The following is an 11,222-nucleotide window of genomic DNA, read 5'->3' as shown; positions in this document are numbered from 1 at the left end:
TTGGGATTACTTTATGCTTTTCGGTGGTAGCCATAATGAAAATGGCGTAGGGCGGCGGTTCTTCTAGCGTTTTCAGAAAGGCATTAAATGCTTGGTTAGATAGCATGTGCACCTCATCAATAATGTACACTTTAAACTTTCCCTGCTGGGGTGGGTACCGCACTTGATCAATTAAGTTGCGGATGTCTTCTACAGAATTATTAGAAGCAGCATCTAACTCGTAGATATTAAGGGCATTGGCAGAAGATTCTTCATTGAAGTCGTTTATTTTTCGGGCCACAATTCGAGCACAGGTAGTTTTTCCTACTCCCCGGGGACCACAAAATAGCAGGGCCTGCGCCAATTGGTTCTGGTCAATGGCGTTCTGCAACGTCGTAGTAATATGTTCCTGTCCGACAACTTGTTCAAAACCTGTCGGGCGATACTTTCGGGCCGAAACAACGAATTTTTCCATCTACGCAATTTATAAATTCTCCAGACGGATTGAAATGAGAATATCAGATTAAAATTATTAACCTATCTACCGGTCTGACCAGGCCTATCTAACGGAATTTAGTCCGATTATACTTTCAGTGGGGTTCGCTTGGTAATACTGAAAAATTATAGCATTTCCTACGCCGCTTGAGTGCTATTACATAAATAACGCAAACAGTCACTAACTTTTCTCAATCAGAAGAGTTTCACAGTTTAAAAGTTGCAGGCTACGAATATAATCAATCTGCAACCCACTAAACCTGTAACATTTTTTACTATGGAATGGAATCCGAAAGAAGTTGTTATCATTTATAATTTTGAGGAGCGTGGTAACCGCGAAGCTCTAGCCTACGCTAAACAAATTGCTCAACACGTAAACGAAATAGATATTTCTAAAACCCCTCTCAACGAGCGACAGATGGCCCAATTACTGGATAATTTGGGAGTGAGCGTTGAAGATGTTATCGATCGCCGAGCCGATATATACAAAGATAAGTACGATGATGTAAATTTATCCGTAGAAGATTGGCTACAAGCAATCCGGCACAATCCTGAATTGCTCCGCACCCCCATTGGAATTTTAGGCAATCGGGCGATTATCTGCGAAAGTCCGGGCGATATGCTGAAGTTAGACGACGGGCAGGGCTTTGATCAAAATATGAAGACGTAGTTTGATCGTAATTCTGCCTGAGAATTCTTAACTTCTTTATCATGGAGAAATACGAAATTAAGTTACCACCAAGCCTTTCGCTTACTAATGATGAATTCTTTGCGCTCTGCCAAGAGAATCGCGACCTACGTTTTGAGAGAAATGCTAATGGAGAAATTATTATTATGGCTCCCACTGGAGGAATTACTGGCGATAAGAACGGCGAGCTAGTTGCTGATTTGAAATTATGGAATCGTCAGAGGCAACTAGGAAAAGTATTTGATTCCTCTACCGGATTTATTCTACCCAATGGAGCTACCCGTTCGCCTGATGCTTCTTGGTTAGAGAGATCGCGTTGGGAGGCACTCACTGAGGAACAGCAGGCCAAGTTTGTGCCATTATGCCCTGATTTTGTGGTTGAACTCATGTCCCCTTCTGATCTACTAAAGACTATACAAGCAAAAATGCAGGAGTGGATGGACAATGGCTGTCGCTTAGGTTGGTTATTCTATCCAATAGAAGACAAAACATTCATTTACCGCACGGGGCAAGCCCCGCCGGAGATACTTAACAGCTACGACCGGACACTATCAGGCGAAGATGTGCTACCTGGTTTTGTGTTTGACCTGCGATGGCTGAAATAGCACTCTCCGAAGGTTATCTAAGCTTAGCATTTTTATTAGCTCACCGTAGGTCTAAAAGTAATCTTCCGCGAGATCGTACTTTGTTTTCGGCCAATACATCCGACTTACTCTTGAAACCCCCATCCGCAAAACCCCAATGTGTACATAAACCATCGGCTCTTGTGTAGCTGAGTCCAGTACTACTCCGCTAACGATCTGACCGGAGACAACCTCGGCGAACAGGAGTATAGAGAGCAAGACGATTATCATTGTTTTCGTTATATTATTTTTAACGTCATTTCGAGTGAGTGACAACGAGCGAAGGAATCTCCCCCATTGAAAGAGGCTAATTCCATTATTGCGAGAGATTCCGTCACTCACTATCGTTCGTTCGGAATGACGGTATTCGGTTGGAAGTTACTCATCCCGCAGCGAGTTGACTGGATTGACCGAGGCGGCCCGGAAGGCTTGTAGACTTATGCTGATTCCGGCAATTACGAAGGCGATCATTCCAGCAATTAGGAATACATCGGCTTCCAAACTGATGCGGTAGGCGAAGTCTTGCAAGAACTGGTTGGCCCCGTAGTATACCAGCGGACAAGCCACTACAAAAGCGATCACAACCAGCCCGGCGAAGCTTCGGGAAAGTAACAGAATAATTTGCGCGACGGATGCCCCCAACACCTTGCGTACTCCTACTTCTTTACGACGTTGGCGGGTAGCGAAAGCAGCCAATCCTAGTAGTCCTAATGATGCTAACACCACCGCAATACCGGCAAATAGGGAAGCGGTTAGCCCTAGCCGTTCCTGCGCCCGGTACATTTTATCAAATTCTTCATCCAGAAAGTAGTAACTAAACGGCTCAAAGGGATCGAGCGACTGGTAGGCGGATTCTAGCACTTCCAAGCCCTCGGCGGTGCGACCGGGTTGTAAGCGAACCGCAATCTCTCCGTAGTAGTATTCATCACCGGGGTAGTAGTAGTGAAGCATGGGCTGAATACGATCTTGCAACGATTGGTAGTGATAATCGCGTACCATGCCTACCACGGGAAGCTGTTCGCCATCGCTATTTACAAGGTATTTGTCTTGCACATCTTGCCACCCCAACGCTTGGGCAGCGGTTTCATTGATAATCACCGCGTTGCTATCGGAAGGGAGGGCGGCGGAAAAGGCGCGTCCCGCTACCAAATCTATGGCTAACGTTTCAAAGTACTTATTACCTACTATCACCCAACGGAGATTAGTTGGCTCTTCATTAGGTAATTCACTGTCACGGAAATCAGCTGAGTAGTAATTAAAACGTCCGGGCATTTTTTCCGCAAATGTTAGATCAGTAACAACACTTTCATTCTCTAACCGATCTATCATTGTCTTGATTGCTGACGTAGCCTGTTCTTCGCTCTGGAAATCGTAGTTATCATATCTCAATGAAAGAGCCACTACATTCTCTTCATCAAACTGCAAATCCTGAGATTTCATAAACTGAATCTGTCGCCAGATGATTAGCGTTCCGGCAATCAACAGAATAGAAGCCGCGTACTGCACTACGATCAATCCGCGCTGAAAGAATCGCCCGGACGAGCGGAAATTACTCTGCCCCCTCAGCGAGGTGATTGGCGACAAGCGAGAAACGAACGCTGCCGGGTAAGCTCCAGCGAGTAAACCAGTGATAAGGCCAATAGCCAATAGTACCCCCAACAACGGCAAATTTTGCCAGTAGCGGAAAGTTAAAGTCAGATCAAAGTACTGATTAAAGCGCGGCAAAATTAGGTGTACCAGCAGTATCCCCACCACCAAGGCAAACAAACAGGTAACTACCGACTCCACCAAAAATTGGGTTACTAATTGACTACGAAGGGAGCCGACGGCTTTTCTAAGTCCAATCTCCTTCGTTCGCAGCAGCGACTGGGCGGTAGCCAGATTAGTGAAATTGACACTGGCAATAATCAGCGTGATAGCCGCAATAATACTGAGTAGAACAATGACTGGTTTGTTCTTGGTATCGAAAGGCCGAAGTTCAGCGAGCGGACGCAAATGGATCTGTAAGTTAGCAGTTCGCTCACTTACATAATGACGATCTTTAAATGCTAACAGCTTTTCGGATAGTTCCGCCGTATCAGTCCCTTTGTTTAGTTTTATGAAGGAGGTCATAAAAGTATCTTCCCAAGTAGCTTCTTTGGTTACCCAGTCGGGAGCGTTATTCCAGGGCAGCAGTGCCTCAAATTGTAAGGAAGAATTAGCGGGTGGGTTTTCTAATACGGCTTCAACTATGAATTGCTGATCACTGTTGACTACTACTAGCGTCTTTCCTATCGGATCGGTTTCTCCGAATAGCTTCTCAGCTACCGACTGGGTTAGGGCGATATGATTCTCACTTTTCAGGGTACGTTGTAGATCACCCGCTACTACCTTAAACGTGAATACATCCACAAATCCTGAGTCTACGAAATGCACCAGTGGATTTACTACGCTGCCTTGGTAGCGTAACCGGACATTTTCTGGGGCAAAGTAGCGGGTACCGCTTGCTACCTCAGGAATTTCTTCTAGCAGCGTAGGAACGACCGGAACCGGAGTGGCATCGTAGGTGTTTGGTTCGCCATTTTTAGTTTCCTGTTGCCCTAAGCGATACACCCGTTCGTGCTCGGCATGAAAGGTATCAAACGACTGTTCGTAGCGGACGATGAGAAACAGAACAATAGCGGCGGCAATACCGATAGCAAGACCAAAAACATTAAGTAGCGCGTAGCTTTTGTACTTCCACAGGTTACGTAAGCTAACTTTGAGGTAGTTGCGAAACATGGCAGGTTGGATTAGAATAGAATAAATAGGAAGCGGGCGAATAATGGAGGGGCGAAACAAGAGCAATACGTCGCGTACGTATTTCCACCGCGCTTTTCTAGCTCCTGATTGCTGGATATGCTCATCATATAATTCCGCCAAATCACCCGCTAAATCTTCGTAGTAGGCCGGATGGCAGAACCATTGAAAAAAACGTTGTACCCAGTGGGGTGGCAAACGGTCTGAATCAGGATTCATAGGATTAGGTAGATTGACAAGATTTTTGCATTCGTTGAAAAATTTCTTTGAACTAGAAGCTCCGTTCATACGATTCAAATACTCTCCCACCCAACCTGCGGAATGGCTTGCCATAGTTGGAGGCGGGCATCTCGCGCCTGAGTTAGTGCTTGCTTACCGTAGGGAGTGACCGTAAAAAATCGTTTACGCTTACCCCCTCGCACCTTAGTTGCTTCACCCAAGCGGGATTCCAAAAATCCTTTAGTTTCCATCCGCCGCAATGCAGATTGCAATGCACCCACGCTGACTGAACGGTTTAGCCGTTCCTCAATTTCCCGCTTAATCGCTACTCCGTAGGCTTCATCGTACAGCACCGCCACGGTTAGCAGCACAATCTCCTCAAACTCACCTAACTGAATTTTCGCCATAGTTCTATTATATTTCCTAAATGTAGTTTATATGAATACTAAATCAAAATGGTATAGTGCTTATGGTAAAGTGATTTATCAGCTAAGCAAAAAATAAACTATCAATAATGTTCAAAATTGTATAACTTATACAGGAATACCGTAGCACTAAGTACTATAATACCATGAACGCCCACCAAGATATTCCAGGTAATCCTTCTACTGCTATCAGCAGTCAGATCAAACTGAACGACCGCAGCAACGGTAAACCTCTGCAAGTACTCAGCGAAGAAGATTGGCAATTCTGGATTGAGAACGGCTACGTAGTGATTAAAGACGCAGTACCGCGAGAACAAGCGGAGCGGCTAGCGAACTTCCTGTGGGAATTTGAAGAGAAAGATTCGAACAACCCCGAAACTTGGTACGCCCCGCCCCGGGCCGAAATGAAAATGAAGGAACTTACCAACACCGGTATGGTGGAAGTGTACAATCATCAATACTTGTGGGACAATCGGCAGCACCCCAAGGTGCATCAAGCATTCTCCGATATTTGGGGAACCGACAAGCTGTGGGTAACCATTGACCGAGCGAACCTGAATTTTCCCAATCGGCCTGGTTTTGAAAATAAGGGCTTTATCCACTGGGATTACGACCCGGAAACCAAACCACAAAACGTACAGGGAGTGCTGGCACTAGCCGACCAAACCGATTCAACCATGGGAGGCTTTCAGTGCGTGCCCGAACTGTACCGAACCTACGATACTTGGAAGCTTACCCAACCCACCGACCGCGATCATTTTAAACCGGATGTCAGCGGGTTTGACATTGTGAAAGTGCCACTACAAGCGGGTGATCTACTGATCTTTAATAGCACCGAACCTCACGGCATCCGCCCAAATAATAGTAAAGATAAAGTGCGAATTGCTCAGTACATCTCCATGATGCCAGCCGAAGAAGAGAATGAAGAGCTACGGCAGTGGCGTATTTTCTCCTGGCAAGAACGCCGCGCCCCCGAAGGCTACGCTTTTCCGGGTGACCCCCGAGGTTGGGAACAAAACAAATACGAAACCGCCGAATTGTCTCAGTTAGGCCGAAAGCTTCTAGGATTGGATAAATGGTAAATGATTAGAAACTCTTAAGCTAATTCTACTCTAGCTTTTCCCTTCTCTAAGAACAATCGCTGGTTTACACAAGAAGGGGTATTTTGAGAATAGTGAGAGACGTATATTAGCGTTTTATCGAAATGTTGACAAATAATGTCTACTAGTGCATTGAATCTTTGGGTTTGTTGAGCATCCAATCCCTGGCAAGGTTCATCCAACAGTAAAACCGGAGGATTTTTAACTAACGCTCTAGCTAGTAGCACCAATCGCTGCTCACTAAGGGGTAACTCAATCAGTGGTTTTTCTCTGTGATGAGAAAGAGCAAATACATCTAGCCACTGCCCTACTGTAGTTTTCTGTTCGCTAGAAAGAGTTTTACTACTGACCAAAGTGTCGGTAAAACCCGAGGATACGGCCGCAAAGCAAGGTAGCCGGCGGTTGAAGTAAAGATGAAGTTCGGGAGAGATATAGCCAATCTTTTGCTTGATATCCCAAATCGTTTCACCACTACCTCGCTTCCGGTCAAACAAGTAGATTTGATTAGCGTAGGCCTGCGGATTATCTCCGTAGATAAGGCTGAGCAAGGTGGATTTTCCCGCCCCGTTCGGTCCCGAAAGCGCCCACTTATCGCCCCGATTTACTTGCCAGTTTACGCCGTCCAGTATGGCTTTACCCCCGTAGTGCACACTTACATCCTGCATTTTGATCGCCACGTCAAATGAGCCGTCGGATGCAGAAGATTTCAGTTTAAGTAGCTTTTGGTGAATGCCATTCTCAACTTTTGCTGCATCTATCGGCTCAGTTTGTTGTCGGGCTATAAACGAAGCGCGGGACGCAACCCGGGCGGAATGGTCTTTTTGCAACTCCAGCACCCGGGTAATACTATCGGGGATTTCATGGGGAGTGGTGATTAGAATAATAGTGATTTGGCTGGAGATCAACTGGTTAATAACGTTGTGCAAAATCTGGCGAGCGCCTTGATCTAAGCCAATAAATGGGCTATCCAAAATTAATACTTTGGGTTGCTGCACCAGCGCCTTGGCTAACTGAAACCGCTTATTTTCTCCGTTAGAAAGCTGAATTAAGCGAGAGTTTCGCAGGTGGTTGATTTGTAATAATTGTAGAACACTGCCAATCTTCTCATCTGACGGCTCAGCACCTTCCTTAGCTACGCTCGTACGTAACTCCTCTTCTACCGAAGGAAAATCTTCAGAATCCATGCTGTTAAAACGCGCTTGGTAGTAAGTGGAAGACGTATCGGTTTGGTTTCGGTACGTATGCTGCTGCTCTACCATCACCACTCGGTCAGTCGGACTCAAGTGACTAGTAATGCTGCCTGCAGAAATTGGCTGACGACCCCGGATTACATTAACCAATGTAGTTTTCCCACTACCAGCCGAGCCAGTAATTGCCCAAGCTTCTCCTTCACAGATTGCGAAGCTGATGTTTTGAACTACAATATTAGATCTGATCTTCACTTCTATTTGATCGGCTTCTATCAGTAGGTTTGGCATGTTTTATTGAGATCGTATTGTTATGGAGAGGTTAAGTTAGTGAATATCTCTATTTCTGTGACTGATAATCGAGCGAGAAGTCTCTCCTACTAAGAACACCTAGCGTACTTAACCCGTTATACATCTAGCAATTAAAATCTAAAAATATGAACTGGAATGATGTTATAAAATACGCCAATAATGGAAGCCCTGCGCCAGACCGGCGGGTAGAAAAAACGGAAGAGGAATGGCAGGAGCAATTAACTCCTGAGCAATACCGAATTACGCGCCAGAAAGGAACCGAGCGAGCCTTTTCCGGAGAACTCTGTAGTGCGCATGATCCGGGGAAATACGCCTGCATTTGCTGCGATACCCTGTTATTTGACTCAGATCTTAAATTTGATTCGGGCACTGGCTGGCCTAGCTTTACTGAACCGGTAAAAGATAATGCGATCAAGTACGAGAAAGATACGACATACGGCATGGTGCGAGTAGAGGCAATGTGCAATGTTTGCGATGGTCACTTAGGCCACGTATTTTCTGATGGACCTGCCCCCAGCGGTCTGCGCTTTTGCATCAACTCTGAATCAATTAAGCTGGTAGAGAAGGAAGAGACAGCCGATCAGGATTAGCCCAACGGCCATGAATACTGAAGCGTATTTGAACCGAATTGGCCACGTAGGCTCCCGGGAGCCTACATCGGCTACTCTAAAAGCCCTACAGCGTACACATTTGCTGCATATTCCTTTCGAAAATCTAGATATTCATCGGCAGCAGGACATTCGCATTGATGTGAGGCAGTCTTATAATAAAATTGTCCAGCGAAAGCGAGGGGGTTTCTGCTTTGAGGTGAACGGTTTGTTCAATGAGCTACTTCAAGATTTAGGCTTTTCTACTCACTTTATCACCTGTAGTGTATTTTCTCAACCAAAGCAGCAATTTACGCCCTACTTTGGTCATGTGGCTATTGTGGCGCATTTAGAGGAAGACTGGTTAGTAGACGTGGGCTTTGGCACCAACTTTTCTGAACCGCTACAACTGAGTACGGAAGATTACCAGCCACGAGATGGTACGTATTATCAACTGGTGAAGCTTAGCGATGCGGAAACACTGCTGCGCCGAACTACCAACCGGCGGGAGCATATTAAAATGTACAAATTTAAATCTGACCCGCAGCCGCTTGCTGAGTTTGCCGAAATGTGCCACTATCACCAAACATCTCCCGAATCACCCTTCACTCAGGGTAAACTCTGCTCATTGCTAACCTCCGATGGGCGGATTACATTAACTGATAAAGCTTTTATTGAAACAGTGAGTGGTAAGAAAACAGAAACTCCAATTGAAAGTGCTCAAGAATTCAATCAAAAACTACGGGAGCATTTCGGTATTGTACTATAAGCTGTAATAACATTTGCTTTTCGCTTATCAGTCACTCTATTTGGGTGTTTTCCTCCTTTCTCTTTACCTTTGCCCAAGAAATAATAGAGACAGTAGCTCACTACCTAACTATGGAAGAAAATCTTAAAAAAGTCGCTCTGCACGATGCTCACGTAAAACTAAGGGCGAAAATGGTGCCTTTTGCCGGTTACCAAATGCCACTTCGCTACAGTTCAGATATTGAAGAACACCTGGCTGTTCGCCAAGGTGTGGGGGTGTTTGATGTATCGCACATGGGCGAGTTTTTTATCCGTGGCCCCAAAGCATTAAATTTAGTTCAGCGGGTTACAAGTAACGATGCTACTAAGTTGTTCGACGGTAAAGCTCAATATAGCTATCTGCCTAATGAGGAAGGTGGGGTAGTAGATGATTTACTGATATATCGCCTTGGCGAAGAGGAGTATATGCTGGTGGTAAACGCTTCTAATATTGAGAAAGACTGGAAGTGGATTGAGCACTACAATACCGAATCAGTGGAAATGGAAAATGCTTCCGAACGAATCTCATTACTTGCGGTGCAGGGGCCAAAAGCAACCGATACCTTACAATCCATCACCGACGTAAACTTATCGGAGATGAAATTCTACACATTTCAGCAAGGAAGCATCGGCGGGGTAGATGATGTAATTATCTCCGCCACTGGCTACACTGGAGCTGGTGGATTTGAGTTGTACGTAGCCAACGATCAGGCTGAAAAGTTATGGAACGCAATCTTTGAGGCGGGTGAGTCATTTGATATTAAACCCATCGGTTTAGGCGCGCGCGATACGCTGCGACTAGAAATGGGCTACTGCCTCTACGGTAATGATATCGACGATGCTACTTGCCCTATCGAAGCGGGTTTAGGTTGGGTTACTAAATTTAATAAAGAGTTTACCAACTCGGTATTTCTGCAAGGAAGAAAAGAATCTGGCGGAGATAACAGACTAATTGGTTTAGTGATGGTGGATCGGGGCATTCCTCGAGCCGGTTACGAACTATTTAATGACCAAGATGAAAAAATTGGTCGCGTCACTTCTGGTTCTCAATCGCCTTCTCTACAAAAAGGAATTGGTTTGGGCTACGTAGAAAAAGCGCAGGCTAAACCTGGTAGCACAATTTACGTGGGTGTTCGGAACCGTCGCCTCAAAGCCGAAATTATGAAACCACCTTTCGTTACTCCAACTACCAATTGATATGAAAACAATAGAAGTTTGCCTCACTCCTGAATTACTACGTCAGCACTCCATTGTAGAAAAAGTGGCGGTCGTAGTTGATGTACTACGGGCTTCCTCCACTATGATTACTGCATTTGCTCACGGACTAAACCGGTTAATGCCCGTTGCCTATGTGGAGGGGTGCGTGGCTTTGCAGCGTTTAGATTACCTTTCAGCCGGTGAACGCGACGGAGCGAAAGTAGAAGGCTTTGATTTTGGTAACTCACCTTACGATGTAATGAGCGGCGATTTGAAGGGTAAGTCATTAGCGATGACCACTACGAATGGAACGCTGGCTATTGAAAAATCTAGATCGGCAAAACATTTACTAATTGGCGCCTTCTTAAACTTAAGTGCTTTAGCTGACCGAATTAAAGAGTTAAACGAAGATACGCTAATACTGTGTGCTGGCTGGAAGGGGCAGATGAATCTGGAAGACACCTTATTTGCCGGAGCACTGACTTCTCTACTTACCAATGACTTTGAAATAAGAGGGGATTCAGCGTTAGCAGCTCAGCTACTTTACGAAAATGCGCAAGACGATCTTTACGAGGTTATTTCGCAAACATCACACGCTCAACGACTCAATAAGCTGTCGGCCGATGATGATATGCGTTTTTGCTTGAAGAAAGATGAATATGATGTGGTTCCCTTCTTAGAAGATGAACATTTGGTGGTGAATGTTTAGGCTGGGTTTGTCTTGAAGAAACCTACGGTTGACCCCGTAACGACTCTTTAATTCAGGTAGTAGAACTAACATAGTAATAAGTAGTTAAAAGCATTATCTTTACTGCTCAATTTTAATCGTGCTTCCTCTCTTCGCAT

12 protein-coding genes are annotated in these 11,222 nt (G+C 45.3%); 7 read left to right on the top strand and 5 right to left on the bottom strand.

What is annotated here, in order from left to right; translation table 11 throughout:
- Positions 1-454 (bottom strand): AAA family ATPase (locus tag WBA23_RS09025; RefSeq protein ID WP_424581947.1); only part of this gene is annotated, 454 nt, incomplete at its 3' end.
- A gap of 297 nt (positions 455-751) precedes the next feature.
- Here WBA23_RS09025 and WBA23_RS09020 point away from each other — a divergent pair.
- Together WBA23_RS09020 and WBA23_RS09015 are read left to right on the top strand one after the other, a co-directional pair.
- The gene (locus tag WBA23_RS09020; RefSeq protein WP_424581946.1) at positions 752-1,144 is read left to right on the top strand and encodes an arsenate reductase family protein; all 393 of its coding nucleotides are present in this window, start codon (positions 752-754) and stop codon (positions 1,142-1,144) included.
- A 41-nt stretch (positions 1,145-1,185) separates the two neighbouring features.
- Positions 1,186-1,767 carry a Uma2 family endonuclease gene (locus tag WBA23_RS09015; RefSeq protein WP_424581945.1) on the top strand — a complete coding sequence of 194 codons (582 nt, stop codon included), beginning with the start codon at positions 1,186-1,188 and terminating at the stop codon, positions 1,765-1,767.
- Between the two features lie 51 nt (positions 1,768-1,818).
- Here WBA23_RS09015 and WBA23_RS09010 read toward each other — a convergent pair whose 3' ends face one another.
- From WBA23_RS09010 to WBA23_RS09000, 3 genes are all read right to left on the bottom strand, one after another.
- Positions 1,819-2,004, bottom strand: a complete 186-nt coding sequence (locus tag WBA23_RS09010; protein ID WP_424581944.1) for a hypothetical protein — start codon at positions 2,002-2,004, stop codon at positions 1,819-1,821.
- Positions 2,005-2,163: 159 nt separating this feature from the next.
- Entirely contained in the window at positions 2,164-4,896 is a 2,733-nt protein-coding gene (locus tag WBA23_RS09005) for an ABC transporter permease (protein WP_424581943.1), read from the bottom strand.
- Positions 4,857-5,189 carry a PadR family transcriptional regulator gene (locus WBA23_RS09000; RefSeq protein ID WP_424581942.1) on the bottom strand — a complete coding sequence of 111 codons (333 nt, stop codon included), beginning with the start codon at positions 5,187-5,189 and terminating at the stop codon, positions 4,857-4,859. Before WBA23_RS09000 ends, WBA23_RS09005 begins: the two co-directional genes overlap by 40 nt.
- 164 nt (positions 5,190-5,353) lie before the next feature.
- On the opposite strand from WBA23_RS09000, the gene WBA23_RS08995 reads away from it, so the two are divergent.
- A complete protein-coding gene (locus WBA23_RS08995) occupies positions 5,354-6,289 on the top strand; it encodes a phytanoyl-CoA dioxygenase family protein (protein WP_424581941.1) in 936 nt (311 codons plus the stop codon).
- A 14-nt stretch (positions 6,290-6,303) separates the two neighbouring features.
- On the opposite strand, the gene WBA23_RS08990 is transcribed toward WBA23_RS08995, so the two are convergent.
- Positions 6,304-7,785 (bottom strand): ATP-binding cassette domain-containing protein, encoded by a 1,482-nt coding sequence (locus tag WBA23_RS08990; RefSeq protein ID WP_424581940.1) that lies wholly within the window; start codon positions 7,783-7,785, stop codon positions 6,304-6,306.
- A 146-nt stretch (positions 7,786-7,931) separates the two neighbouring features.
- Between WBA23_RS08990 and msrB the strand changes: the two genes are divergently transcribed.
- The 4 genes from msrB to WBA23_RS08970 all read left to right on the top strand — a co-directional run bounded on the left by msrB (position 7,932) and on the right by WBA23_RS08970 (position 11,085).
- Positions 7,932-8,396: a peptide-methionine (R)-S-oxide reductase MsrB gene (gene msrB, locus WBA23_RS08985; RefSeq protein ID WP_424581939.1), complete on the top strand. Its 465-nt coding sequence runs from the start codon at positions 7,932-7,934 to the stop codon at positions 8,394-8,396.
- Positions 8,397-8,406: 10 nt separating this feature from the next.
- The gene (locus tag WBA23_RS08980; protein WP_424581938.1) at positions 8,407-9,162 is read left to right on the top strand and encodes an arylamine N-acetyltransferase family protein; all 756 of its coding nucleotides are present in this window, start codon (positions 8,407-8,409) and stop codon (positions 9,160-9,162) included.
- Positions 9,163-9,272: 110 nt separating this feature from the next.
- Positions 9,273-10,376 (top strand): glycine cleavage system aminomethyltransferase GcvT, encoded by a 1,104-nt coding sequence (gene gcvT, locus WBA23_RS08975; protein WP_424581937.1) that lies wholly within the window; start codon positions 9,273-9,275, stop codon positions 10,374-10,376.
- 1 nt (position 10,377) lies between these two features.
- The gene (locus WBA23_RS08970) at positions 10,378-11,085 is read left to right on the top strand and encodes a 2-phosphosulfolactate phosphatase (RefSeq protein ID WP_424581936.1); all 708 of its coding nucleotides are present in this window, start codon (positions 10,378-10,380) and stop codon (positions 11,083-11,085) included.
- Positions 11,086-11,222: the final 137 nt, after the last annotated feature.

The organism is Tunicatimonas sp. (genome assembly GCF_049647865.1).
Classification (GTDB): Bacteria; Bacteroidota; Bacteroidia; order Cytophagales; family Cyclobacteriaceae; genus Tunicatimonas.
Note: the sequence above shows the minus strand (reverse complement) of the source record. Positions and strands in the feature narration are given on the sequence as shown.

Coding starts and splice junctions, on each gene's coding strand:
- WBA23_RS09020 (WP_424581946.1), top strand. CDS start 752: ATGGAATGGAATCCGAAAGAAGTTGTTATCATTTATAATTTTGAGGAG.
- WBA23_RS09015 (WP_424581945.1), top strand. CDS start 1,186: ATGGAGAAATACGAAATTAAGTTACCACCAAGCCTTTCGCTTACTAAT.
- WBA23_RS09005 (WP_424581943.1), bottom strand. CDS start 4,896: ATGGCAAGCCATTCCGCAGGTTGGGTGGGAGAGTATTTGAATCGTATG.
- WBA23_RS09000 (WP_424581942.1), bottom strand. CDS start 5,189: ATGGCGAAAATTCAGTTAGGTGAGTTTGAGGAGATTGTGCTGCTAACC.
- WBA23_RS08995 (WP_424581941.1), top strand. CDS start 5,354: ATGAACGCCCACCAAGATATTCCAGGTAATCCTTCTACTGCTATCAGC.
- WBA23_RS08990 (WP_424581940.1), bottom strand. CDS start 7,785: ATGCCAAACCTACTGATAGAAGCCGATCAAATAGAAGTGAAGATCAGA.
- msrB (WP_424581939.1), top strand. CDS start 7,932: ATGAACTGGAATGATGTTATAAAATACGCCAATAATGGAAGCCCTGCG.
- WBA23_RS08980 (WP_424581938.1), top strand. CDS start 8,407: ATGAATACTGAAGCGTATTTGAACCGAATTGGCCACGTAGGCTCCCGG.
- gcvT (WP_424581937.1), top strand. CDS start 9,273: ATGGAAGAAAATCTTAAAAAAGTCGCTCTGCACGATGCTCACGTAAAA.
- WBA23_RS08970 (WP_424581936.1), top strand. CDS start 10,378: ATGAAAACAATAGAAGTTTGCCTCACTCCTGAATTACTACGTCAGCAC.